A 22,930-nucleotide genomic window follows, 5' to 3' on the forward strand; every position below is an offset into this window, starting at 1 on the left:
GCTGTCGTCGTCGTGCGTCGTGCGGCGTCATGGTGTGGCGGGCGGTGTCGTCGTGCGGCGGGCGGCGTCGTCGTGCGGCGGGCGGCGGGCGGCGGGCGGCGTCATTGTGCGGCGGCGTCGTCGTGTGGCGGGCGGCGTCATCGTGTGGCGACCGGCTCGAGCGCGGCGGTCGGCTCCGGGGAGGTGGCGGGCTCGGGCGCGGTGGAGGGCTCGGGGTTGGCGGCGCGGCGGCGGCGGGCGGTGGCGATGTAGCGGGCGTTCCACGCGAACAGGGCGCCGAACGTGACGACGGTGAGCGCGGTGGACAGTCCGACCATGACGTCGATCGGGAGCATGTAGACCAGCACGCCGCGAACCAGCGCCTCGGTCAGCAACCCCGCGCCCCAGACCAGCGACGCGATGGAGTGGCCGCGGCGGATGCGCGGGTTGGACGCGTACGCGTGGGAAAGCTCTTCGGCCTTCTTCGGCTGGAAACTCTGCTGAGCCGCGAGCGTGAGCGGCCGCCCGAACAGCGCCGAGCCTACGAAGATCAGCCCGATGCCGGCCGACATGATCGAGTGCTTGACCAGCATCCAGCGCGGATCCCCGGTGATCAGCGTGAACACCAGCCCGACCCCGAACATCGTGGCCATCACGGCCGAGAACGGGCTGATCGTGCGCGCTTTCCAGGCGACCCAGCCCATCCGTACGCCCGCTGCCACCGTCCCGGCCAGCAGCGCACTGGTGTCGCTCGCGCCGAGAGCGTGCAGCGCGTAGTAGGTGGCGACCGGCAGACCGAGGTCCCAGGCGAGTGACCGCATCATGGCGGCGATTCCGCTGTTCATACCGAGAATCGTCGTCGCCGGGGCCCGCCCCGCGGGACGACCGACCCGGTGACCGTGGTTGTCCACCGATCGACGGATGTTTCCTTTGGGAGCGCTCCCGGGTACGACGATGAGCGTGATCATGGCCCTCTTGCTCGACCTGGCGAACATCGTGGGCGGCTTCCTGCTCGCCATCTCGCTGCTGCGCCGCGTACCCCGAGCCGGCGACAGCCTAGGCCGCGCCGCCGACCGGGCAGCGCCGTTCGGCTGGATAGTCGGCATCATCGCCTTGGTGGCCGGCGGCTTCTACTTGCTGGTGCACTTGTTCGACGGCCCGCGAGTCTTCCACTTCGAGGTGGTCGGCATCCTGGTCGGCGTGGCCCTGCTCTGGGACCGCCTGACCCGCCGCAAGGCACCGCCCGCCCTGCTGCTGGCCATCTTCGGCCTGATCGCCATAGTCGTCGGCTTGCAGGGCCTGGTCACCCCCGACTGACGTCCCGGCCCGCCCACCGAGCCCGCGCCACCCGTCCGGATTGCGACACGCGTTCTGCGCGGTTCGCGCATCGGCTCGCTCAGTCTGCGCGCTTCGCTCAGCCTGCGAAGTTCGCTCGGTGGCTCGCTCAGTGTGCTCGACCCGCGCGATGCACTCCGGTAACTCGCTCAGTCTGGGCGGTTCGCTCAGTGTGCGCGGTTTGCTCGGCGGTTCGCTCAGCCTGCGCGATGTGCTCGGTGACTCGCTCACCCCTGCCCGACCCACTCGGCGTGCGCGACGTGCTCGCCGGCCGCTCAGTCTGGGCGGCTCGCTCAGGCTGCGCAGTCCGCTCTGCCAGCAGGCTCCGTTCGGTGGCTCGCTCACCCCAGCCCGACCCACTCGGCGTGCGCGAAGTGCTCGGCGGCCGTTCAGTCTGGGCGGCTCGCTAAGGCTGCGCGGTCCGCTCTGCCAGCAGGCTTCGTTCGGTGGCTCGCTCACCCTGCCCGACCCACTCAGCGTGCGCGATGTGCTCGGCGGCCGCTCAGTCTGCACGGTTTGCTCAATCTGCGCGGCTCCCTTGGTGTCTCGCTCACCCTGCGTGCTTCGCTCGGTGGTTCGCTCAGTCTGCGTGCTTCGCTCGGTGGCCCGCGCGGACCGCTCGGCCTGCACGCTTCGCTCGGCGTCTCGCTCAGTCCGAGCAGTTCGCTCAGTTCCGCGCGTCCCCTTCACGGCGCTCATCTCGGGCGGCGACGCTGACTTGATGCGCGAACGGATGTGGTCGCGCTATCGGCGCGCAGTCCCGGGCGTCAATGGGCGGCTGCGTTGGCTCGATGCGGGAACGGGTTTGGTCGCGCTATCGGCGCGCAGTCCCGGAGCGGCGGCGGGCGGCGCGATGCGCGAACGGACGTGGTCGTGCAGCCAGCGCGCAGTCCCGGACGTCGGCGGGCGGCGGCGCTGGCTCGATGCGCGAATGGATGTGGTCGCGCAATTGGCGCGCAGTCGCGGACGTCAGCGGGTGGCGGGCGGTGCGCAGGTCCGGAGCGTCGGCGGGCGGCTGTGGTGGCTCGATGCGCGAACAGACGTGGTCGCGCAATTGGCGCGCAGTCCCGGACGTCAGCGGGCGGCTGCGGTGGCCTGATGTGGGAATGGACGCGATTGCGTGAACGGCGCGCAGTCTCGAGCGGCGGCGGGTGGCGGCGCTGGCTGGATGCGCGGATGGACGTGATCGTGCAATCGCGCGCACGCAGATTGGGGGTCAGCGGGCTGCTGCGTCCATGGCTGTCTGCAGGCGGGCGAGCAGGTCGATCGTGAAGGCTCGCTCGCTTTCGCTCAACGTGCGGCAGATCTCGTCCATCCGCATGATGGCCGGCAGCCACGCCTCGAGGCTGGTGGCCCGGGCTGCGCCCGTCTCGGTGAGTGTGACCCGGCGGCGGTCGTGGGTGTCGCGGACACGTTCGATCATTCCGCCGCTTTCCAGGCGGTCGACCAGGGCGGTGGCCGACGCGGTGCTGATGCCGAGCCGGCCCGCCAGCTCGGTGGAACCCATGGCGCCCTCGAACGTCAGCATGGCGATCGCGGCCATGTCGTTGGCGTTCATGCCCATGACGCGGGCCATTCGCACCACGAGGTCGCGCGAGGCGCCGATGAAGTCGCGCACGGCAACCGTGGCGTCGTCCAGGTCGGGCAGTCCGGGCATCTTTGCCTGCAGATCTTCGACCACTTGTCGCTGCCCTTCGCCGTTAGCTAGATTATCTAGCTACTAGATTGCCTAGCAGGAGGGTACACGGTGGCCGTCATGGACCTCGTCCGCCTGCATGTCCGGAAACTGCTCGAAGCGCCGTTCCTGGCCGACCAGGCCCGCCGCCGGCGTGCGCACGAGATCGTCCGCACCGGACGGCCGGTCGTGCAGGATGTGCGCACCTCGGCCACCGGCTGGGAACTGCGCGACTGGCTGACCGGCGCGGTCCTGGCCCGCGGCGACGACGGGCCGGCCGGGTTGTCCGTGGCGCTCACCGGCACCTATCACGCCGACTGCCTGTACGCCGAGGTCCCCGGCCCCGAACCGGGCACGCCGGGAGTGCCGTCCTCGCTGGGGCGCGCGGTCGAGGAATGGCTGTTCGCGGCCACGACGTCGGACGAGGACGTGGCGGAGTTCGCCGGCTGGCCGCTCGCCAAGGTCCGCGAACATCGCTAGGAGTCTCAGGCGAAGCGGGTCAGCGCCTCCTCGGCCTGGCGGGCCATCGCGGCGACCAGGTCGGCGGCCGAGGGCACGTCGGTGATCAGGTCGACCGCCTCGCCGGCCCAGACCGGCTGGGGTGGGATGGCGCCTTTTGCCAGGTCGTCGGCGTAGGCAAGGCGGGCCTGCGGGTCGGTGGCAGCCTCGGGTTCGCGGCCCCGCCAGCGGTCCAGATGCGGGTGGCCGAGCGTGCGGGCGGTGTAGGCCGACGGCCAGCGGGAGCCGCGCACCACGTCCAGCAAAGTGCTGCGTACGGTGTCGGCGCCGCGCCCGTCCAGGATCGCCTTGACGGTCGCGGGGTCGGCCAGTGACTCGGCGGTGGCCTGGAACCGGGTGCCGATGAGGGCACCGGCCGCGCCCAGCACCAGGGCGGCGGCGACACCGCGCCCGTCGGCGATGCCGCCCGCGGCCAGCACCGGGATCGGGCCGGCGAGGTCGGCCACGAGCGGGACGAACGGGAGCGTGGAACGGCCGCGCGCGGAGCCGTGACCGCCGGCCTCGGTGCCCTGGGCCACGATCACGTCGGCGCCCAGGTCGATCGCGCGCCGGGCCTCCTCGAGATCGGTGACCTGGAGGATCAGGGTCGCGCTGGAACGTCGTACGGGATCAAGGAAGGGTGTGGGGTCGCCGAACGAGAACATGATCGCGTGGGGTTCGCAGGCGAGGGCCCGGTCGACTGCGGCGCGGTCGATCGCCCAGGTCAGGAGGCCGATACCCCACGGCTGGTCGGTGCTCGACCGGACCACCGCCACCTCGCGGGCCAGCCATTCGGGTTCGCCGTCGGCCGAGCCGAGCAGGCCGAGCCCGCCGGCCCGGGAGACCGCCGCGGTCAGGGCGCCGCCGGCCGAGCCGCCCATGGGGGCGAGGGCGATCGGGTGCCGTACGGGAAAAAGCTCAGTGAACGCCGTGGACAGGGCCATGTCTGGAACCTAGGACGGACCGGCGGTGTCAGCCAGGTATGAGAATCGTCCTCGCCGTCGTGTTGCTGATGCTGGCGGGCTGCACGGCCACGAAACCGCCGGCCGCGGCGCCCACGTCGTCGTCGGCCCAGCCGTGCGGGTCGCCGGTGAAGACGGGGGCCCTGCCGGAATGGGCGCGTGGCGGGTTCAACTACGACGGCAGCGGCACCCGGCAGGTCTACGGCGACCGGGGTGACATCGTGGCCATCGTGTTCGGGTATCCGCTGGTGAGCCCGCCCGGCGAGGACCGCAGCAACAAGATCCTGTGGGTGTCGCGCGAGCCGGTCCAGAGCGGCGGCGACCTGCAGATCACCGCCGAGCTGGCCGGCACCACGGTCCGCGCCGAGCAGAAGGTGGCCGGCGGGCCGGGGCCGTCGATCGTCGACCTGCCCCGGGCCGGCTGCTGGCATGTGAGTCTGGCCTGGTCGGGCCACACCGACACGATGGATCTGACCTACGAGCCCTGAGCCAGGCGGCGGCCCAGCGCCGGGATCATCACCGCGGCCGCGACCAGGTGCAGTGCGATCAGGGCGATGACGGTGGCGGTGGTGGCGCCCGCGATGAACGGCGGGATCAGCGAGACGGCGGTCAGCGCCCCGGCCGTCCACACGAATCGCCGGGCGGGGCGCGAACTCCAGCGGCGCAGGGCGACGGCGATGATCACGCCGACGACCGAGAAGACGCCGGTCACCACGGCGAACCCGGGCAGCGGGATGGTCTCGCCGCCGGCGGGGATCTCGAAGCGGACGCCGGCCGCCTGGGCCAGCGCGGCAGCGAGGGTGGTGGCCAGCACGGCGGCAAGCGTGGCGAGCACGCCGGTGCGGATCACTGCGGGCCGTCCGCGGTCAGGCGCTCGGGCAGTCCGAGGCTCGGGAACCGGGTGTGGTCGAACGTGACGATCTCGGCGATCGCCCCGCCGGTGACGCCCAGGACGTCGATCGTGAGCGGGAGGTAGGCCCCGTCCGGTGGTCGCCAGAGGTAGAAAGCGACCGCGGGCTGCCGGTTCACCGAGGTCGGGACCGTGCGCAGGTGCCCCAGTTCTTCGAAGCCGTCGCCGAGCCAGTCGCGCACCACCGCGTCGCGGCCGAGGAACAGGCCCGGTGTGGGCGGCATCGAGCAACGGACGTCGTCGCGCAGCAGGGCGGCGAGGCCGTCGACATCCTTGGCCACGCTGGCCTCGGTGAAGCGGCGCACCAGGTCACGCGTAGCGGCGTCGTCGGTGCCGCCGTTCCAGTCCTGCCGGGACGCGGGCAGGTGTTCGCGCATGCCGGCCCGGGCCCGCTGCAGGGCGCTGTTCACCGAGTTGACCGAGTCGCCGAGCAGTTCCGCGACGTCCCTGGCGGGCCAGCCGAGCACGTCGCGCAGGATCAGCACGGCCCGCGGGCGCGGCGCCAGATGCTGGACCGCGACCAGGTACGCCAGTTCGATCGTCTCGCGGGCCACGGCGACGGCCTCGGGCTCCTCGGCGTCGCCGGCGGGCAGTTCGTCGAGCAGCCTGTCCGGGTAGGGCTGCAGCCACGGCACCTCGCCGCCGGTCGCGGGTTCGGGGCGGCGCTTGGCCAGCAGGTCGAGGCAGGCGTTGGTGGCGATCCGGTAGAGCCAGGCACGGAACGTGGACCGGCCCTCGAAGGTTTCCCGCCGCCGCCAGGCCCGCAGGAACGTCTCCTGCACCGTGTCCTCGGCGTCCTCGAACGACCCGAGCATCCGGTAGCAGTGCACGTGCAGTTCCCGCCGGTGCGGTTCGGTCAGCCTCTCGAACGGCGCAGTCATCATGGCATTCTCCCGTCGCGTCATCTCCGTCGTAGGTATGACGGCGGCGGGCGGAAGAAGTCATCACTAGCGACGAAACAGCGAGTCACCGCAGGTACGAAGCAGCGAGCCGGCGGGCGCGCTCCTGGATGCGGGCGTTGCCCTCGGGCGTGTTGTACCCGGCGTACTTCGGCCATTCGAACACCAGCATCGCCAGTTCCTCGGCGAGGATCGCCCGTCGCAGCTCCGGCCCGGCCGGATAGCCGTCGAGCGGGACGGTGACGCCGGCCGGTGTGGCCCGCACGCTCAGCAGCGCCAGGTCGGACGACGCCCGTCCGGTGCCCGCCGCCGCCCAGTCGCAGAAGACCAGACCATCCTTCCCGTACGGGAGATTGTCCGTGTGGCAGTCGCCATGGACGAAAGCGGGCGGGGGCGCCACCACGTCCGCGCGCAGGCGATCGGCGGCGCCCAGGATCTCGTCGAGCCGGGGAAGCGCGGGCCGCCAGAACGACTCGACGGCAGCCCGGCCGGCCGGCTCGGACAGCGGATCCGGGCCGCTCGACCACGGCGGCAGCGCGTGCAGCGCGGCCAGATCACGGAACAGTTCGGCCCACATGACGTCCGTCCACTGCGTCACGTCAACCGGGCGGCCCGCGTCGGCCAGCAGCAGCGCCACGTCGTCGCCGAGCTCGAGACTGTCGAGCAGCGCGGGGACCCGTACGGGGGAATCGTCGGCTCTCTCGCGATAAAAGCGCAGCTCATGCCGGGTGGCGCCGACCTTCAGGTACGCCGGCGCGCCGTCGGCGGTGGTCACCGGGCGGACGCCCGCGCCCGACCGTGACTCCAGCCGCCCGTCGAGAGTGCGGGGCACGACCCGCAGAGCGCGCATCGTGTGGTCCACGGATCAGTGCCCCAGCAGCGCTTTGACCAGGGAGATCCCGGCCGCCACGACCGCGAGCAGGACGCCGGCCAGCAGCGTCCGGAAGGACGGGCGCTCGGATCGCAGGCGCTGGACCAGGAAGCCGATGAGCGCGATGCGGATCATCAGGTAGACCTCGGAGATCTGGATCGCGTTGCCGCCCTCGATCCAGCCCGCCCACGCCGCCGCCAGCAGCAGGCACGGCACCACGGCCGAGGTGGCGATGGGGGTGGAGTCGCGCAGTTCGTGGATGACGTCGGCGCGGGTCATCGAGGCGCCGGCCCGGGCGTTGTGCCCGACGATCTCGGCGAAGACGTGGGCCAGGTAGGTCGAGACGGCCACCCCGAGCGTCAGCGTGAGCGCGTGCCCGTGCGCCACGTCCTCGTCGCTCAGCGGCACCAGGGTCGCGAAGACGAGGATGTTGCCGTACACGTAGGCCGAGATCCGGGCGGCGGCCCGCTCGCCGCTCAGCGACTCGTCGGCCCGGTAGCGGAGGAGCCGGTCGCCCAGGCGCGGCTGCTGCTCATGCGTCGTCACGACCCCATCGTTGCGTACGGGGGCCGATGGCGTGGCGGGGGCGCGCTATGGTTTCGGGCATGACGTGGCTGAGCGCGATCTGGTGGCTGGTCAGCATGCTGACCGATGCCGGGCCGTCGAAGCTGGCCGGCGTCCTCGTGATCGCGGCTCTGGCCGCCGTCCTGCTGGTGCTCGTCCGGCCCGCCCGGCCCGGCGACTCGGCGATCATCGGGCTGGCGCTGCGCCGCCGGGCCGACAAGACCGGTGTGCCCCGTTATCGCGATCCCGACGCACCCGGGCGCACCCGCCCGAGAGGACCCACCGCGCGGCCCCTGGCGGCCGCCTAGCTTCATCGCGGCCGCCCCTGGCCCGCAGTCCGTTCTCTCGACAGGGGTTCCGTCGTGTCCTTCGTCTATTCCGGCATCTCCCAGCTCCTCCTTCTCTGGCAGTCGTGGTGGGACTTCCTCGGCCCGAACTGGTCGTGGGTCGCCGCCATCGTCTTCGTCGTCCTGACCGTGCGGGTGGCGCTGCTGCCGCTCTTCGTCCGGCAGTTCCGGTCACAGCGCAAGATGCAGCGCCTCCAGCCCGAGGTGCAGGCGCTGCGCACCGAGCACGGCCAGGACATCCGGGCGCTCGGCACGGCGGTCAGCGCGCTCTACAAGCGTGAGGGCGTTCGCCCGTACGGAAGCTTCCTGCCCCTGCTCATCCAGGTGCCGATCTTCCTCGGGCTGTTCCACGTGCTGCGTCATCTGCGGCCGACGATCACCGACCCCGCCGCGCAGACCCTGTACGGCTGGACGGTCACCCAGTTCCAGGAGGCGTCGCACGCCACGCTGCTCGGCGCGCCGCTCGCCTCGACCTTCTCCAGCGGCGGTGCCCTGGTGGCCGCGGTGCTGATCGCGGCCATGGTGACGACCACGTTCCTGACGATGCGGATGTCGATGATCCGTAACGCGCCGATCGAGGACCCGACCCAGCGGTTGGCGCAGCGTCTGATGACGTACGGGATCCCGGCCTCGCTGCTGGTCAGCGGCGTCATCTTCCCGGTCGGCATCCTGCTCTACTGGACGACGCAGAACCTGTTCGCGCTCGGCCAGCAGGCGTGGCTGATGCGGCGATATCCGGCGCTTTCGACGGCTTCGGCGTAGACGGCAGTCACACGACGGATGGCACGACGGCCCCGGTCCCGCATGATCAACGCATGGCGAACGAACGGTGGACGGCGACCGCGGCCGTACCGCCGCCCCGCAGGCCGGGGCGGCGGTGGGCCCTGGGTATCGGGATCGCGGTGCTGGTGCTGCTGGTCGGGGTCGGCGTGCTGCTCGTGCGGCCCGGTTCGGTGGTGCCGGCGAACACGTTCGTCGCCGGTGTGCCGGTCGGCGGCCTGAACGATCAGCAGGTGCGCGCGGCGCTGGACGGGCCGGTGCGCGACAAGGTCGAGCAGCCGGTCTCTCTGGTGGTGGGCACGCAGACATTTACCGCCCGGCCCGGTGCGATCGGCGTCCGGCTGGACGTGGACGCCACCCGTCGCGACCTGGGGGCCACCCGGCTGCGGCTGCCCGGCGGCGGGCGTCACGATGTCGCCCCTTCGCTGACCGTCGATGACGCCACAGTGAGCGCCGCGCTCACCAAACTGCTCGCTCCGGTCAATCAGCCCGCCCGCAACGCGTCGGTCACGCTGGCCGCGCCCCGGACCGTGCTCGACGGCAAGGGCGACCTCGCCTACCAGGCCTCGGACCGCGGGGTGACCCTGGACAAGGGCGAGCCCGGCCGCGGCGTGGACGTGAGCGATGCCGCGCGTCTGCTGAGTGAAGCTGTCCTTGCGGGCAAAACCGAGATGAGCGTTCCCGTACGCACATTGGCGCCGGGCGACGACACCCCGAAGCTCGCCGGCGTCGACCAACTGATCGGCACGTTCACCACCTACCACCCGTGCTGCGCCCCGCGCGTCACGAACATCCACCGCATCGCCGAACTCGTCGACGGCACCGTGGTGCCGGCCGGGGCGACCTTCTCGCTCAACGACACGGCCGGCGAACGCACCCGGGCCGCCGGTTTCGTGCCCGCTCCGGCCATCGTCGACGGCGAACTCGAGGACCAGTTCGGCGGCGGCGTCTCGCAGTTCTCGACGACGCTGTTCAACGCGGCCTGGTTCGCCGGCCTCGACATCCAGAAGCACCAGCCGCACTCGCTCTACATCAGCCGCTACCCACCCGGCCGCGAGGCGACGCTGGACTGGCGTTCGATCGACAACGTCATCCACAACGACACGTCGGCGCCGTTCGTGATCCGGGCCCGCACGACAGACACGTCGGTGACGGTCGGCATCTACGGCCACACCGGCGACCGCGAGGTGGCGTCGGTCACCGGCGCCCGGCAGCCCCGCGACAACGGCGGTTTCCGCATCACCGTGAAGCGCACGATCACCCAGGACGGCACGGTGACCGGAACGAACACCCTCAACTGGACGTATCGCGGCCTGGACTGAGCGGCAGCCGGCCGCCGAGCGACAGCGGGCCGCGCGGCCCGCTCAAAGGGCGTTGCGCACGCTCCGGGCCACCCGGCGGGACTCGATCGCGGCCTGGCGCAACATGCCGCCCAGGGTCACGTCGTAGCCGAGGAAATACAGGCCGGGCCGGGCCGACGCCCCGCCGTGCACCCGGGGGACACCGGTGTCATCGAACAGCGCCGGATCGTCGAACAGTTCGCGCAGTCCGGTGGCGTAGCCGGTGGCGGCGACGATCGCGTCCGGCTGCACGCTCGTGCCGTCGGCCAGCTGCACGGACGACTCGGTGAACGACTGCACGGCGGCCACCGGGCGCACTCGCCCGGCTTGGACGTCGCGGACGATGCCCACGTCCTGCAACGGCACGTAGCGACTTGTGCGCAGGCGCGTCTTGAGGCCGATGGGGGAGCGGCTGAGCCCGTACAGGGAAAGGTCGGGAACCTCCAGGCGGGCCATCGTCGCGGCCAGTTTGTTGAAGACCGGCTCGGGCAGGCCGCCGAGCAGCAGGCCGTTCATCTGCGCGGGCCAGCCGGCCATGGAGCGGCGGACGATGTGCGGGGGCGTGCGGATCGCGATGCGGACCGACGCGGCGCCGCCCTCGGCCAGGTCGGTGGCGATCTCGGCCCCGCTGTTGCCGACGCCGGCCACGAGCATGTGCTTGCCCCGGAACGGTTCGGCGTTGCGGTAGGTCGCCGAATGCGTGAGCGAACCCGTCCATGTGTCGAGCCCGGGCCACGGCGGCACCACCGGCGTGTGCAGGTAGCCGGTCGCCACAATGAGCGTTCGCGCAGTCAGTTCGCCGCCATCGCTCAGTTGCACCGCCCACCGGTCGCCGCCCGGTTTGACCCGGGTCACGGTGGTGCCGGTGCGAACATCAAGATCGAAGCGTTCCGCGTACGCCTCCAGATAGCGCACCAGGTCGTCCCGGCGAACCCACCGCCCGTACTCGCGCGGGATCCCGAACCCGGGCAGCCCCGACAACCCGCGGATCGTGTGCAGCCGCAACCGGTCGTAGCGCCCGCGCCAGCTCGTGCCCACCCCCGGACCGCGTTCGAGCACCACACTGTCCACACCGCGCAGTTTGAGTTGCGCGGCCACCGCGAGACCGGCCGCCCCCGCGCCGAGCACCATCACGTTCGCCATGCGCAGCAGTGTGCACGTTCGGTCAGACAAGGGCCAGAAGACGGTCAGGGCCAGAAGACGGTCAGGGCCAGAAGACGGTCAGACAAGGGCCAGAAGACGGTCAGACAAGGGCCAGAAGACGGTCAGACAAGGGCCAGAAGCCGTTCCGGCGCCTCGAGTTGCGGCAGGTGCCCGGCCTCGGGCAGCAGTGTGAACCCGGCCCCCGCGATGGCGTCGGCCCAGGCCCGTCCGTAGGCGGGCGAGACGATGCCGTCCGAGGCGCCCCACACCACGTGGACCGGCACCTTCACACCGGCCAGCCGCTCGCGCAGGGTGGGGTCGGTCATGCGCATTCCGGTGTACGCGCGCAGCGCCCCCACATCCGGACCCGGCCCGACCGGCCGCTTCTCCGGCGCGTGGAACGACAACGCGGCCAACTGAGCGCCGGTCAGGTTCGACACGTCGGTGACCGGTTGCTCGGGCACGTCGAGGCCGACCGCGTTCACCAGCACCACTTTCGCCAGCCGCGGGTTGCCGAGCAGCGCCATCTCGGCCGCGACCCAGCCGCCGATCGAGTTGCCGATCACGATCACGTCGTGCAGATCCTGCTCGTCCAGCATCGTGTCGTAGTGGCGGGCCAGAGCCGCGACGCTGTCCAGGTGGTCCGGCCGTTCCGTGCCCGCGAATCCGGGATGGGTCGGGACGAGCACGCGCGTGCCGGTCCGCCGAGTCAGCAGATCGGCGAACGCGCGCATCGACTGAGATCCGGCGCCGCCGTGCAGCAGAAGGTAGGTGTTCATGAGTCCGATGATTGGCCGCCGACAAGCGGAGTGGGAGATGATGGTTGATCGTGGGACTCCGACCACCACCCGACGCGCGCCGCCGCGAACTGGCCGACTTCCTGCGCACCCGCCGGGCCGCCCTGCCGCCACCCCCGGACGACACGAGCCGCCGCCGCACCCCCGGCCTGCGCCGCGAGGAGGTCGCCCAGCGTTCCGGCGTCGGCCTGTCCTGGTACACCTGGCTCGAGCAGGCTCGCGACGTCACCCCGTCCGACCAGGTGCTGCTCGCGCTGAGCCGCGCCCTCGAGCTCTCCGCGTCCGAACAAGAGCACCTGTTCCGGCTGGCCGGCGTCGCGTCCCCGCCGCCGTCGCCAGGCCCGCTCGACGACCAGACCGCCGCGCTGGTCGAGGGCCTGTTGCCGCACCCGGCGTTCGCGCTGGGCCCGCGCTTCGACGTGCTGGCCGCCAACCGGGCCGCCGTGGCCGTGCTGGGCGACGTCGGCAACCTGCTGGAGTGGCTGTTCGGCGGCGGTGGCTGGGACGAGTCCGACCCCGGCTGGCAGTTGACCGCGCTGGCCAACCTGCTCGACTTCCGCACCGAGTTCGCCCAGCACCCGGGCGATCCGGCCTTCGTCACCCTGGTCGAGGAGCTTTCCCGGACCAACCCCCTTTTCCGTACGTGGTGGGAGCGCCACGACGTTCAGGCGATCGAGCCGGCCCACAAGCAGATCCCGCACCGGACCCTGGGCCGGCTCAGCCTCCTGCTGGTCCAGAGCCGCCCGAGTCACGCCCCCTGGCTGCGTCTGCGGATCCTGGTGCCGACCGACGCCCGTACGCGGAAAGCCCTCGGGTCATAGGCTTGGGTCGTGTCGGTGATCGGGAAGGTGGCGGCGATTCTCGACGCCTTCACGGCGGAGGATCGGGGGGTGGGGTTCGCCGAGTTGCAGCGGCGGACCGGGCTGGCCAAAGCCACCCTGCATCGGCTCACCGGTGAGATGGTCGAGGCGCGGCTGCTCGACCGGGTGGACGGGAAGTTTCACCTCAGCGGGCATCTGTTCGCGCTCGGTATGCGGGCGTCGGTCGAGCGCAGCCTGATCGATGTGGCCACGCCGTTTCTGCAGGACCTCTACGAGCGCACCCACGAGACCGTGCACCTCGGGTTGCGGGAAGGGGCCGAGGTCGTCTACGTGGCCAAGATCGGTGGGCACCGGCAGGCCCGGGCGCCGTCGCGGCTCGGGGGGCGGATGCCGTTGCATGCCACGGCGATCGGGAAGGCGCTGCTGGCGTTCGCGCCTGATCCCGTACGGGAAAAGGTTCTGGCTGGGCCTCTGCCACGCCTCGCGCCGCGGACGGTGACCTCGGCGGCGATCCTGCGCGGGCAGTTGGACGAGGCGGCCGAGACGGGGCTGGCGTTCGAGGCCGAGGAGTCGGCGGTCGGGATCGTCTGTGTGGGGGCGCCGGTGCTCGACGGGGACGACCTGGCCGTGGCGGCGATCAGCGTGGCCGGGCCGGCGACCCGGTTTCAGCCACGGAAGCACGGAGACCTGGTCAAGGCGGCCGCGGCCGGCATCGCCATCACGCTGGCCCGGCGCTGACCCGAGCGGCACTCTGAATCACGAGCACAGCAGCGCGGCCTCGGTGCCGAGCGCAGCCGAGGCCACGCCCAGCACCGATGATCAGCCCGAGCGCTCCGGACTAGACCGGGAACGCCTGCTGCGGGAACGCCTGCGGGGGCGCCTGCTGGGCCGCCGCCTGCTGCTGGGCCGCGTTGGCCTGCGCGGCGAACGTCTCGTGGGCTTTGGGGAACTCCACGAAGAAGCCGTCGGCGGTGGTGTTGCCGCCGGCCAGCAGAGCCCGGTTGGCCGTGCGGAGGCCGAAGATGAGGCCGGCCATCAGCAGGAAGAGGCCGAGCAGGGCCATCAGCGCGCCCAGGCTGTCGGAGACGGCGCCGATCAGCAGGAAGGCCACGATCGCGGCGGCGACCAGGCCGAGGGTGATGAACAGGCCGCGCTTGCGGGCGGCGTCGCACTGGGCGCAGAACGGCCACGCCGAGGCGACGACCGTCTTGCGGGTCACCAGCACGACGATAAGGAAGGGGAGGGCGCCGAGCAGGATCAGCGCGTACGACCACGCCGGCGGCTTCGAGATGAACTGGACCTTCTTCTGCGAAGCGGCGGGCACCGCCGGCTCGCCGTGCTTGGCGCAGACGGTGGGAATTCCCCAGCCCGACGACACGAAGTTGGCCGGGATTCTGGTCATGACCGACATTATGGTTCTCCCCGAATCTCAAGTTTGACGGCGACATGATCCACGCCGGTCGATCAGCCGGTGACGCCGGGGTGCCCGACGGGAAAAGTTCCGCCTGGCGGAACTCGTTGCTAGGACAAACCCGCCCCGGGCAGGCATCGTCGACGGCATGACTTCGCCAGCGGCGCAACGCCTGCTCGACGCGGCCCGCACGGGAACGCCGTGCCCACCGGTCCGGGACCTGATCGGGGCCGACGACATCGACGCGGCGTACGCCGTGCAACTCGAACAGACGCAGCTGCGGCAGCGCACCGCGCGCGTCGTCGGCCGCAAGATCGGGCTGACCAACCCGGCCGTGCAGAAGCAGCTCGGCGTGGACGCACCGGACTTCGGTGTGCTCTTCGACGACATGGACGTCAGCGCGCTCGACCCGGTGCCGATGGCCGGCCTGCTGCAGCCGCGGATCGAGGCCGAGGTCGCGTTCGTGCTCGGGGCCGACCTGGCCGGCGACTTCACGGCAGCCGACGTGCGGGCCGCGGTCGACGTGATGGCACCCGCCCTCGAGATCGTCGACAGCCGGATCGCCGGGTGGGACATCAGCATCGCCGACACGGTGGCCGACAACGCGTCGAGCGCGCTGTTCGTGCTGGGTGACGCGCGGGTGCGCCTGGACGAGCTGAACCCGGTCGAGATCCAGATGGAGATGTCGGTGGACGGCGAGGTCGTGTCCAAAGGGTCGGGCGCGGCCTGCCTGGGTGACCCGCTGATCGCGCTGGCCTGGCTGGCCACGGCGGCGCGCGACCACGGCGACCCGCTGCGGGCCGGTCAGGTCGTGCTGTCGGGCGCGCTCGGGCCGATGGTCCCGGTGACCCCGGGCATGCGGGTCAGCGCCACCCTGACCGGGCTGGGCGAGGTCGCGACGAACTTCGGAGAGGCCTGATGGGTACGAAGGCAGCGGTGATCGGTTCGGGCAACATCGGCACCGACCTGATGATCAAGATTCTGCGGGTGTCGGAGTCGCTGGAGATCGTCGCCATGGTCGGGATCGATCCGGCGTCCGACGGGCTCGCCCGCGCCGGTCGTCTCGGCGTGGCCACGACCGCGGAGGGCGTCGACGGCCTGATCGCGATGGACGGTTTCGACGAGATCGAGGTCGTCTTCGATGCGACGTCGGCCGGCGCGCATGTGGCGAATGCGAAGAAGCTGGAGCCGTACGGGAAAATCCTGATCGATCTGACCCCGGCCGCGCTCGGGCCGTTCGTGGTGCCGGCGGTCAACCTGGACGAGCACGCCGGAGCCCGCAACATCAACATGGTGACGTGCGGGGGACAGGCGACGATCCCGATCGTGGCCGCGGTGTCCCGGGTCGCGCCGGTGCCGTACGCCGAGATCGTGGCCTCGATCGCCTCGAAGTCGGCCGGGCCGGGCACGCGGGCCAACATCGACGAGTTCACCGAGACCACCGCGCACGCGATCGAGCAGGTCGGCGGCGCGACCCGGGGCAAGGCGATCATCGTGCTCAACCCGGCCGACCCGCCGTTGATCATGCGCGACACGGTGTTGTGCCTGGTCGACGCGCCGTCGTCCGCTGTGCGCGACGAGATCATCGCCTCGATCGAGAAAATGGTCGCCGTGGTGTCGGGCTACGTGCCCGGATACCGGCTCAAGCAGCAGGTGCAGATCACCGAGATCCCTGCGGACCAGCCGGTGCACACGCTGGCCGGTGATGCGGCGGTGACGCATCAGGTCTCCGTGTTCCTCGAGGTCGAGGGGGCCGCTCACTACCTGCCCGCGTACGCGGGAAATCTCGACATCATGACGTCGGCGGCGATCGCCGCGGCCGAAAGGATCACGGCGTGACCAGGGTTTTCATTCAGGACGTGACATTGCGGGACGGGATGCACGCGGTCCGGCACCGGATGGAACTCGACTCGGTCGCCAAGATCGTGGGTGCGCTCGACGCGGCCGGTGTGGACGGGATCGAGGTGTCGCACGGTGACGGTCTGGCCGGCGGCAGCCTGAACTACGGGCCCGGTTCGCACACCGACTGGCAGTGGCTCGAGGTCGCGGCGGCCAACATCTCCCGCGCCCGCCTGACCACGCTGCTGCTGCCCGGCATCGGGACGATCGCCGAGCTCAAGCAGGCGTACGCGCTGGGGGTCCGCTCGGTCCGGATCGCCACCCACTGCACCGAGGCCGACGTGTCGGCGCAGCACATCGACACCGCGCGGTCGCTCGGCATGGACGTGTCCGGGTTCCTGATGATGAGTCACATGGCCCCGCCCGAGGTGCTGGCGGGGCAGGCCAAGCTGATGGAGTCGTACGGCGCGCACTGTGTCTATGTCACCGACTCGGGCGGCCGGCTGATGATGGACGGCGTGCGCGACCGGATCCGGGCCTATCGTGCCGTGCTCGATCCGTCGACCGAGATCGGCATCCACGCGCACGAGAACCTGTCACTCTCGGTGGCCAACTCGATGGTCGCCGTCGAGGAGGGCGTCTACCGGGTCGACGCGTCGCTGGCCGGGCAGGGGGCGGGGGCCGGCAACTGCCCGATCGAGCCGTTCGTGGCCGTGGCCAACCTGAAGGGCTGGGAGCACGGCTGTGACCTGTTCGCCCTGCAGGACGCGGCCGAGGACCTGGTGCGCCCGTTGCAGGACCGGCCCGTACGGGTGGATCGGGAGACTTTGACCTTGGGTTATGCGGGCGTCTACAGCTCGTTCCTGCGGCATGCCGAGGTGGCCGCGTCCCGCTACGGCGTGGACGTGCGCACGATCCTGGTCGAGGTCGGCCGGCGGGGTCTGGTCGGCGGCCAGGAGGATCTGATTGTCGACATCGCACTGGACTTGGCGGCCGCCCGGTGAATTAGCATGCGTCAATGCGTCGACTGCTGCTGACCCTCGCTTCTGTCATCGCCATACTCCTACCCGGACTGCTCGTCGCGTCGCCCGCATCGGCGGCCGACGAGCTCCTCGACCGTCTCAAGGCGATCCCCGGTCTGACCGTCGTCTCGGAGAGCGCGCCCACCGGCTACCGCTTCTTCGTGCTCACCTACCGCCAGCCCGTCGATCACCGCAAACCCGGCGGTCCCACGTACGACCAACGCCTCACCCTGCTGCACCGCGACCAGGCCGCGCCGACCGTGCTGTCGACCAGCGGCTACAACCTGGCGGCGAACCCGCAGCCCGGCCGCACCGAGCCGACCCGCCTGCTCGACGGCAACCAGGTGTCGGTCGAGCACCGGTTCTTCACCCCGTCGCGGCCCGCTCCGGCCGACTGGCACGACCTGACCATCTGGCAGGAGGCCTCGGACGAGCACCGCATCGTGACGGCGCTCAAGACGATCTACTCGGCCAAGTGGATCCAGACCGGCGGTAGCAAGGGCGGCATGACCAGCGTCTACCACCGCCGCTTCTACCCGAACGACGTCGACGGCGTGGTCGCCTACGTCGCCCCGAACGACTCGCTCAACGACCTCGACGGCGCCTACGACCGCTTCTTCACCACGGTCGGCGACGCCGCGTGCCGGGCCGCCCTCGACACCGTCCAGATCGAGGCCCTGAAACGCCGCGACCGCCTGGTGCCCCGCCTGCAAGGACCATTTTCCCGTACGCTCGGAACCGCCGACCGGGCCTACGAGATGACCGTGCTCGACACCGTGTGGGCGTTCTGGCAGTACAGCTCGGCCGCCGACTGCGCGACCGTGCCACCCGCCACGGCCACCGACGACGAGCTGTTCGACTGGATCGACGGCGTGGCCGGCTGGTCGTTCTACACCGACGAGGGCCTCGAACCGTACTGGCCGTACTACTACCAGGCCGCCACCCAGCTCGGCTGGCCCTCACTTCGCTTTCCGCATTTGAAGGGCCTGCTGCGCTACCCCGGCCTCTACACGGCGAACTCCTCGCTGCCGGCCGAACTGCGCTCCCGCCACAACCCCCTGCCGATGATCGACGTCGACCTGTGGGTGCGCACGCTGTCCCAGCGCATGCTGTTCATCTACGGCGAGAACGACCCGTGGGGCGCCGAACGCTTCGCCCCGAGCCGGCGCGACTCGGCCCTGTTCGTGGCACCGGGCGCCAACCACGGCGCAAACATCTCCCGCCTGAACGCAGCCGACGCAGCCTCGGCCACGGCAATGCTGCGCCGCTGGGCCGGACTTGCTCCGGCCGCAACCTTGGCCCCGGCCCGCCCGGCGGCCGACCTGCCGTTCGAAGACATGATCGAGCCGCGCCGCCCGACCCTGAAGTAAACGCTCGCTGGTCGGCGCCCGGAGCACGCGATGTGCACCGGGCGCCGACCGCTGTCGCCTGAGCCGTGGACCCCGGCAACCAGGCGCTGAAGGCTGAGGGGCGGCAGTGAGACCAGCCCCGACGCCTGGGGCCGCCTGGCGTGCTGCCTGACCGGCCGGTGAGGGTGAGTGGCGGCAGTGAGACCAACCCCGACGTCCGGCCGCCTGGGAACCGCGTGACCAGCCGGTGAGGGTGAGTCGCGGCAGCGAGACCAACCGACGTCCGGCCGCCTGGGGAACCGCGTGACCAGCCGGTGAGGGTGAGTCGCGGCAGCGAGACCAACCCCGACGTCCGGCCGCCTGGGGAACCGCGTGACCAGCCGGCGAGAGTGAGTCGCGGCAGTGAGACCAGCCCCTGCGCCCTGCTGCGAAACGCAGCGAAAGGGCGGGAGCCAAACGAAAGGCAAGGAGAAAGTCCTCCCTGTCACTCTTAACGTATAGCGCAGCAGGGGGCTTGCGGCAAGACCCGGGGTGTACCGCAGAATCGGGCGACCGAGGTCACTACCTGCGGAAACGGGGCGAGTCAACGTTGTATGTACGGAATCTGAGGGAACTCGACGCGACACAGTTGGCGCTGGCGGGCGGTAAGGGCGCCAACCTGGGCGAGCTGATGAAAATCGAGGGTGTCCAGGTGCCGCCGGGCTTCTGCGTGACCACGGAGGCCTTCCGCCAGATCGTGGCGCCAGTGCTTTCCGATCCATCCGCGGGCGGTCCGGAGTCCACCGACCCGGATCGCGGCGGCCCTCGGTCGGCGATCGAGAGCGTCACTCTTCCGGATGACCTGGTGGAGGCGATCGCCGGCGCGATGGCCGAGCTCGGTGAGCAGACCCCGTGCGCTGTCCGGTCCAGCGCCACGGCCGAGGATCTGCCGACGGCCTCGTTCGCCGGGCAGCAGGACTCGTTCCTCAACGTCGTCGGCACACCCGCGATCCTCGACGCCGTCCGCCGGTGCTGGGCGTCGCTGTTCACCGACCGGGCCGTCGCCTACCGGGAACGGAACAACATCGATCACCGTGCGGTCGAAATGGCCGTCATCGTGCAGCAGATGGTCGATGCGGAGGCGGCCGGAGTCCTGTTCACGGCCGACCCGGTCAGCGGCAATCGCCGGGTGTCGACCGTGGACGCCACGCACGGCCTCGGCGAGGCGCTGGTGTCCGGCCTGGTCACCCCCGACACATTCCACGTGCGCGACGCCGTGCAGACGCGCAGCGGCGGACAAGTGGGCGACGCCGTGCAGACGCGCAGCGGCGGACAACCGGGCGACCACGAGATTGTGTCCAGGACGGTCGCTGGCGAGCACCCGGCGCTCACCGATGAGCAGGTTGTGCGGCTCGTCCGGCTCGGGCGCCGGATCGAGGCGCATTTCGGCCGCCCGCAAGACATCGAGTGGTGCCGGACCGGTGACAACTTCGCGATGGTGCAGAGCCGGCCCATCACCACCCTGTTCCCGATCCCGAAGGCCACCGACGGCCAGAATCACGTCTATCTGTCGGTCGGCCACCAGCAGATGATGACCGACGCCATGAAGCCGCTCGGCGTCTCCGTCTGGCAGATGATCGCCATGGCCCCGATGCACGAGGCCGGTGGCCGGCTGTGGGTCGACGTCGCCGGGCGGGTGTCCACGCCGTCGACCCGGGCCGCCCTGCTCACCCTCATCGGCCAAGGCGATCCACTCTTCCGGGACGCGCTGGAATCCGTACTGGATGAGGGTTTTCTGCCGCTCCAGCCGGATCCAGAGCCGGGCGCATCGACGCCCGGCGGACCTGCGCCGAGCACATCGAAGCCGAGCCCCGGCCCGGCAAAGCCCGAGCCGATCGCGACCGACCCGGCCATCGTCGCCGGACTGATCGAGCGCAGCCAGGCCTCGATCGCCGCCCTGGCCCGGGACATCGCGGGCAAGACCGGTCCGGAACTGTTCGAATTCATGGTCGAAGCCGTCCGCGAACAAAAACGTGTGCTTACCGATTCGCAGAGCATTCAGGCCGTCATGGCCGGCATGGAAGCCAGCTGGTGGCTCAACGAGCATCTCGAACAATGGCTGGGGGAGAAGAACGCCGCCGACACCCTCACCCTGTCCGCCCCGGGCAACATCACCTCGGAGATGGGCCTGGCCCTGCTCGATGTCGCCGACGCGATCCGCCCGCACCCGGAAATGGTGAAGCAGCTGGAGGACGGAATCTTGCCGGAGGCGGCCGAGCCTTTCCTCGAGCGGTTCGGCATGCGGTGCGCGGGCGAGATCGACATCACCCGGCCGCGCTGGCGGGAGCGGCCGGAAACGCTGGCCCCGATCCTCCTTGACAATGTCCGCAATTTCCAGCCGGGTGCCGCGAAACGACGCTTCGAGGAGGGCCGGCAGCAGGCCCTGGACAAGGAAGCGGACGTCCTTACCCGGCTGCGGGCCCTTCCCGACGGGGCGAGCAAAGCGGCCGAGACCAAACGGATGATCGACCGGGTTCGTACGTTCATCGGTTACCGCGAATACCCGAAGTACGACATCATCTGCCGCCTCTTCCTTTACAAACAGGCGCTGCTGAGGGAAGCGGGCAGCGAGGACGTGTTCTTCCTGACGTATGAGGAACTGCGCGCCGGCCGCATCGACCCCGAACTCGTCCGGCGGCGGAAGGACGAGTTCCGCACGCACGCCGCGATGACGCCCCCGCGCGTTCTCACCTCGGACGGCGAGATGGCGAACGGGGCGTACCGCCGGGATGATCTGCCCGACGGCGCGCTGGCCGGGCTGGGCGTTTCGGCGGGAACGGTGGAGGGCCGGGCCCGGGTCGTCCTCGACATGGCCGACGCCGATCTGGAGCCGGGCGACATCCTGGTCACGGCGTACACCGATCCGAGTTGGACGCCCGTTTTTGTGGCCGTCGCCGGGCTGGTGACCGAGGTCGGCGGACTGATGACGCACGGCGCCGTGATTGCGCGGGAATACGGCTTACCGGCCGTCGTCGGGGTCGTCGGCGCCACCCGCCTGATCGAGGACGGGCAGCGGATCAGGCTGCACGGAACCGAGGGCTACGTCGAGATCCTGTAATGCAATACGAGGAACGGCAGGCCGTACAGGGAAAAGGCATGTTCGGCCCGTAGCCGGCCGTCCTCGACGTAGACGTCCAATTGCTCGGTGAAGCCGTGCACGGCCAACGTGGTGAGTTCGCGTATCTCGGGATCGATAAAGGTCAGGTAATGCCCGGGATGCGCGAGTTCGCTGCGGCTGGTGAGCACGAGCCCACCGCCGGGGCGCGGCAGTGGCAGCAGGGTGGCGGTGAAACTGCCCTGGGGCACCGGGAATCCGACGCTCACATAGCCGCGCCCGTCGTGCCGATAGGTCGTGTAGATGCCCACATAGATCGGCTCGTCGGTGTCGGCGAACGAGCGGATCCAACCGCGGATACCAATGGTGTCCGCGCCGTCCGGAGTGATCGTGTCGATGCGGCTGCGAACGCCCCGCTGCGTCTCGCGTTGATTCATCGGCACGTTGGCCTGGCCGAGCGGGCGCGCCACGAACGTACGGTAAAGCAGATATCCCGGACGCACCCACAGCCGCCACTCGGGCACGATGTCGAGCTTGAACCGGGTGGTGTGCTCGTAGAACTCGCGCACGAGCGGATCGACGTCACCCGGATCGAATTGCGGCCCGGCCAGGTCGTCGAGCGACGCGATGATGCCCACATCCTGCGCGGCGGCCTGATAATCGCCGCCGATCACCTCGGCCAGCCCGCGCACATAATCCGTGCCGACATAGGTCGAGCGCGCTTCGAGCGGCACGACAAAGGGCAATTCCTCTTCCCGTACGCCCTCAGCCAGCAACCCGACCTGCGGCTCCCGGAAAAGCACCGCCGACAATGCGCGGAAAGCCACCACCGCGCTGGCCGCCACCGCCGCCGGGGGAGGGTCGCCGGCGCGCCGCCACAGGGCCCCGACGGCGGCGCCCACGACCGGGCCGAGCGCCACCTTGTGCGGGCGCATCCCGAGCGCCCCCGCGACCGTACCGGCGGCCAGGCCGACCGTGACCGGCCCGGCGTTCACGACTCCGCCCGCCGAGGCGGCGATCGCCCCGCTCATCACGACCCGTGACCACCACGGCGGAATCTCACCGGGCCGCTGCCGGGCGCGCGCAACCGCTTCGGTCGCGGCCAGAGTGACCGCACCCGCCAGTCCGGCGGCGACCGTCACGCGCACTCCGCGGCGGCGGGCGATCGCGGCTCCGGCCAGCGCGCCCACGGCCGCGGCGAAGGCGATCCCGCCGGCGCGCTGCCCGTTCGTCTTCATGCGCGCACGCTAGCGCACGTCCGGCCGATCACGCGGTCCTGCGCCGAGGCCCAGGC

At 70.9% G+C, this 22,930-nt stretch carries 25 protein-coding genes; 14 read left to right on the forward strand and 11 right to left on the reverse strand.

What is annotated here, in order from left to right; all coding sequences use genetic code 11:
- Positions 1 to 137: 137 nt before the first annotated feature.
- Positions 138 to 824: a VC0807 family protein gene (locus tag KOI35_RS25885; protein ID WP_215791080.1), complete on the reverse strand. Its 687-nt coding sequence runs from the start codon at positions 822 to 824 to the stop codon at positions 138 to 140.
- 121 nt (positions 825 to 945) lie between these two features.
- Here KOI35_RS25885 and KOI35_RS25890 point away from each other — a divergent pair, with 121 nt between their 5' ends.
- Positions 946 to 1,296: a hypothetical protein gene (locus KOI35_RS25890; RefSeq protein ID WP_246613825.1), complete on the forward strand. Its 351-nt coding sequence runs from the start codon at positions 946 to 948 to the stop codon at positions 1,294 to 1,296.
- A gap of 739 nt (positions 1,297 to 2,035) precedes the next feature.
- Positions 2,036 to 2,413, forward strand: coding sequence for a hypothetical protein (locus KOI35_RS25895; protein WP_215791084.1), 378 nt, complete (start codon positions 2,036 to 2,038; stop codon positions 2,411 to 2,413).
- A 117-nt stretch (positions 2,414 to 2,530) separates the two neighbouring features.
- Here KOI35_RS25895 and KOI35_RS47635 read toward each other — a convergent pair whose 3' ends face one another.
- Entirely contained in the window at positions 2,531 to 2,995 is a 465-nt protein-coding gene (locus tag KOI35_RS47635) for a MarR family winged helix-turn-helix transcriptional regulator (RefSeq protein WP_215791087.1), read from the reverse strand.
- Positions 2,996 to 3,070: 75 nt separating this feature from the next.
- Here KOI35_RS47635 and KOI35_RS25905 point away from each other — a divergent pair, with 75 nt between their 5' ends.
- Positions 3,071 to 3,469: a hypothetical protein gene (locus KOI35_RS25905; RefSeq protein WP_215791089.1), complete on the forward strand. Its 399-nt coding sequence runs from the start codon at positions 3,071 to 3,073 to the stop codon at positions 3,467 to 3,469.
- 5 nt (positions 3,470 to 3,474) lie between these two features.
- Here KOI35_RS25905 and KOI35_RS25910 read toward each other — a convergent pair whose 3' ends face one another.
- Positions 3,475 to 4,431, reverse strand: coding sequence for an NAD(P)H-dependent flavin oxidoreductase (locus KOI35_RS25910; RefSeq protein WP_215791090.1), 957 nt, complete (start codon positions 4,429 to 4,431; stop codon positions 3,475 to 3,477).
- Between the two features lie 38 nt (positions 4,432 to 4,469).
- Here KOI35_RS25910 and KOI35_RS25915 point away from each other — a divergent pair, with 38 nt between their 5' ends.
- Positions 4,470 to 4,937, forward strand: a complete 468-nt coding sequence (locus tag KOI35_RS25915) for a hypothetical protein (RefSeq protein WP_215791092.1) — start codon at positions 4,470 to 4,472, stop codon at positions 4,935 to 4,937.
- Here KOI35_RS25915 and KOI35_RS25920 read toward each other — a convergent pair.
- The 4 genes from KOI35_RS25920 to KOI35_RS25935 all read right to left on the reverse strand — a co-directional run bounded on the left by KOI35_RS25920 (position 4,925) and on the right by KOI35_RS25935 (position 7,675).
- The gene (locus tag KOI35_RS25920; RefSeq protein ID WP_215791094.1) at positions 4,925 to 5,299 is read right to left on the reverse strand and encodes a DUF6069 family protein; all 375 of its coding nucleotides are present in this window, start codon (positions 5,297 to 5,299) and stop codon (positions 4,925 to 4,927) included. The genes KOI35_RS25915 and KOI35_RS25920 overlap by 13 nt on opposite strands.
- A complete protein-coding gene (locus KOI35_RS25925; RefSeq protein ID WP_246613792.1) occupies positions 5,296 to 6,240 on the reverse strand; it encodes an RNA polymerase subunit sigma-70 in 945 nt (314 codons plus the stop codon). The genes KOI35_RS25920 and KOI35_RS25925 overlap by 4 nt, the downstream gene beginning before the upstream one ends.
- 85 nt (positions 6,241 to 6,325) lie before the next feature.
- Positions 6,326 to 7,108, reverse strand: coding sequence for a phosphotransferase (locus KOI35_RS25930; RefSeq protein ID WP_215791099.1), 783 nt, complete (start codon positions 7,106 to 7,108; stop codon positions 6,326 to 6,328).
- Between the two features lie 15 nt (positions 7,109 to 7,123).
- Positions 7,124 to 7,675, reverse strand: a complete 552-nt coding sequence (locus tag KOI35_RS25935; protein WP_215791101.1) for a hypothetical protein — start codon at positions 7,673 to 7,675, stop codon at positions 7,124 to 7,126.
- A gap of 59 nt (positions 7,676 to 7,734) precedes the next feature.
- Here KOI35_RS25935 and KOI35_RS25940 point away from each other — a divergent pair, with 59 nt between their 5' ends.
- The 3 genes from KOI35_RS25940 to KOI35_RS25950 are packed head-to-tail and all read left to right on the forward strand — an operon-like array spanning position 7,735 to position 10,142.
- On the forward strand, positions 7,735 to 8,001 hold the full coding sequence (locus tag KOI35_RS25940; RefSeq protein ID WP_215791104.1) for a DUF6412 domain-containing protein: 267 nt from the start codon (positions 7,735 to 7,737) through the stop codon (positions 7,999 to 8,001).
- Between the two features lie 54 nt (positions 8,002 to 8,055).
- Positions 8,056 to 8,802, forward strand: a complete 747-nt coding sequence (gene yidC, locus KOI35_RS25945) for a membrane protein insertase YidC (protein WP_215791106.1) — start codon at positions 8,056 to 8,058, stop codon at positions 8,800 to 8,802.
- Positions 8,803 to 8,855: 53 nt separating this feature from the next.
- Positions 8,856 to 10,142, forward strand: coding sequence for a VanW family protein (locus KOI35_RS25950; protein WP_215791108.1), 1,287 nt, complete (start codon positions 8,856 to 8,858; stop codon positions 10,140 to 10,142).
- A 42-nt stretch (positions 10,143 to 10,184) separates the two neighbouring features.
- Here KOI35_RS25950 and KOI35_RS25955 read toward each other — a convergent pair whose 3' ends face one another.
- Positions 10,185 to 11,303 (reverse strand): flavin-containing monooxygenase, encoded by a 1,119-nt coding sequence (locus KOI35_RS25955; RefSeq protein WP_246613793.1) that lies wholly within the window; start codon positions 11,301 to 11,303, stop codon positions 10,185 to 10,187.
- Positions 11,304 to 11,425: 122 nt separating this feature from the next.
- On the reverse strand, positions 11,426 to 12,082 hold the full coding sequence (locus KOI35_RS25960) for an alpha/beta fold hydrolase (protein WP_215791111.1): 657 nt from the start codon (positions 12,080 to 12,082) through the stop codon (positions 11,426 to 11,428).
- Between the two features lie 50 nt (positions 12,083 to 12,132).
- On the opposite strand from KOI35_RS25960, the gene KOI35_RS25965 reads away from it, so the two are divergent.
- Together KOI35_RS25965 and KOI35_RS47645 are read left to right on the forward strand one after the other, a co-directional pair.
- Positions 12,133 to 12,921, forward strand: coding sequence for a helix-turn-helix transcriptional regulator (locus tag KOI35_RS25965; RefSeq protein WP_215791114.1), 789 nt, complete (start codon positions 12,133 to 12,135; stop codon positions 12,919 to 12,921).
- A gap of 9 nt (positions 12,922 to 12,930) precedes the next feature.
- Positions 12,931 to 13,659: an IclR family transcriptional regulator gene (locus KOI35_RS47645; RefSeq protein WP_215791116.1), complete on the forward strand. Its 729-nt coding sequence runs from the start codon at positions 12,931 to 12,933 to the stop codon at positions 13,657 to 13,659.
- A 100-nt stretch (positions 13,660 to 13,759) separates the two neighbouring features.
- On the opposite strand, the gene KOI35_RS25975 is transcribed toward KOI35_RS47645, so the two are convergent.
- The gene (locus KOI35_RS25975) at positions 13,760 to 14,323 is read right to left on the reverse strand and encodes a hypothetical protein (RefSeq protein WP_215791118.1); all 564 of its coding nucleotides are present in this window, start codon (positions 14,321 to 14,323) and stop codon (positions 13,760 to 13,762) included.
- A 157-nt stretch (positions 14,324 to 14,480) separates the two neighbouring features.
- Here KOI35_RS25975 and KOI35_RS25980 point away from each other — a divergent pair, with 157 nt between their 5' ends.
- The 5 genes from KOI35_RS25980 (at position 14,481) to rph (ending at position 21,639) form a co-directional block, all read left to right on the forward strand.
- Positions 14,481 to 15,251 carry a 2-keto-4-pentenoate hydratase gene (locus KOI35_RS25980; protein WP_215791127.1) on the forward strand — a complete coding sequence of 257 codons (771 nt, stop codon included), beginning with the start codon at positions 14,481 to 14,483 and terminating at the stop codon, positions 15,249 to 15,251.
- On the forward strand, positions 15,251 to 16,171 hold the full coding sequence (locus KOI35_RS25985) for an acetaldehyde dehydrogenase (acetylating) (RefSeq protein WP_281420229.1): 921 nt from the start codon (positions 15,251 to 15,253) through the stop codon (positions 16,169 to 16,171). The genes KOI35_RS25980 and KOI35_RS25985 overlap by 1 nt, the downstream gene beginning before the upstream one ends.
- A complete protein-coding gene (gene dmpG / locus KOI35_RS25990; RefSeq protein ID WP_215791129.1) occupies positions 16,168 to 17,175 on the forward strand; it encodes a 4-hydroxy-2-oxovalerate aldolase in 1,008 nt (335 codons plus the stop codon). Before KOI35_RS25985 ends, dmpG begins: the two co-directional genes overlap by 4 nt.
- A gap of 14 nt (positions 17,176 to 17,189) precedes the next feature.
- Positions 17,190 to 18,563, forward strand: a complete 1,374-nt coding sequence (locus tag KOI35_RS25995) for a S28 family serine protease (RefSeq protein WP_215791130.1) — start codon at positions 17,190 to 17,192, stop codon at positions 18,561 to 18,563.
- Between the two features lie 568 nt (positions 18,564 to 19,131).
- Entirely contained in the window at positions 19,132 to 21,639 is a 2,508-nt protein-coding gene (gene rph, locus KOI35_RS26000; protein ID WP_246613795.1) for a rifamycin-inactivating phosphotransferase, read from the forward strand.
- Here rph and KOI35_RS26005 read toward each other — a convergent pair.
- Positions 21,621 to 22,778, reverse strand: coding sequence for a hypothetical protein (locus tag KOI35_RS26005; RefSeq protein ID WP_308121154.1), 1,158 nt, complete (start codon positions 22,776 to 22,778; stop codon positions 21,621 to 21,623). The genes rph and KOI35_RS26005 overlap by 19 nt on opposite strands.
- Between the last annotated feature and the right edge of the window lie 152 nt (positions 22,779 to 22,930).

The organism is Paractinoplanes bogorensis (assembly GCF_018829635.1).
GTDB lineage: Bacteria > Actinomycetota > Actinomycetes > Mycobacteriales > Micromonosporaceae > Actinoplanes > Actinoplanes bogorensis.

Coding starts and splice junctions, on each gene's coding strand:
- KOI35_RS25940 (WP_215791104.1), top strand. CDS start 7,735: ATGACGTGGCTGAGCGCGATCTGGTGGCTGGTCAGCATGCTGACCGAT.
- KOI35_RS25950 (WP_215791108.1), top strand. CDS start 8,856: ATGGCGAACGAACGGTGGACGGCGACCGCGGCCGTACCGCCGCCCCGC.
- KOI35_RS25925 (WP_246613792.1), bottom strand. CDS start 6,240: ATGACTGCGCCGTTCGAGAGGCTGACCGAACCGCACCGGCGGGAACTG.
- KOI35_RS25905 (WP_215791089.1), top strand. CDS start 3,071: ATGGACCTCGTCCGCCTGCATGTCCGGAAACTGCTCGAAGCGCCGTTC.
- KOI35_RS25975 (WP_215791118.1), bottom strand. CDS start 14,323: ATGACCAGAATCCCGGCCAACTTCGTGTCGTCGGGCTGGGGAATTCCC.
- KOI35_RS25985 (WP_281420229.1), top strand. CDS start 15,251: ATGGGTACGAAGGCAGCGGTGATCGGTTCGGGCAACATCGGCACCGAC.
- KOI35_RS25960 (WP_215791111.1), bottom strand. CDS start 12,082: ATGAACACCTACCTTCTGCTGCACGGCGGCGCCGGATCTCAGTCGATG.
- KOI35_RS25930 (WP_215791099.1), bottom strand. CDS start 7,108: ATGCGCGCTCTGCGGGTCGTGCCCCGCACTCTCGACGGGCGGCTGGAG.
- KOI35_RS25995 (WP_215791130.1), top strand. CDS start 17,190: ATGCGTCGACTGCTGCTGACCCTCGCTTCTGTCATCGCCATACTCCTA.
- KOI35_RS25980 (WP_215791127.1), top strand. CDS start 14,481: ATGACTTCGCCAGCGGCGCAACGCCTGCTCGACGCGGCCCGCACGGGA.
- KOI35_RS25910 (WP_215791090.1), bottom strand. CDS start 4,431: ATGGCCCTGTCCACGGCGTTCACTGAGCTTTTTCCCGTACGGCACCCG.
- KOI35_RS25885 (WP_215791080.1), bottom strand. CDS start 824: ATGAACAGCGGAATCGCCGCCATGATGCGGTCACTCGCCTGGGACCTC.
- KOI35_RS25890 (WP_246613825.1), top strand. CDS start 946: ATGGCCCTCTTGCTCGACCTGGCGAACATCGTGGGCGGCTTCCTGCTC.
- KOI35_RS25955 (WP_246613793.1), bottom strand. CDS start 11,303: ATGGCGAACGTGATGGTGCTCGGCGCGGGGGCGGCCGGTCTCGCGGTG.
- KOI35_RS25915 (WP_215791092.1), top strand. CDS start 4,470: ATGAGAATCGTCCTCGCCGTCGTGTTGCTGATGCTGGCGGGCTGCACG.
- KOI35_RS25895 (WP_215791084.1), top strand. CDS start 2,036: ATGCGCGAACGGATGTGGTCGCGCTATCGGCGCGCAGTCCCGGGCGTC.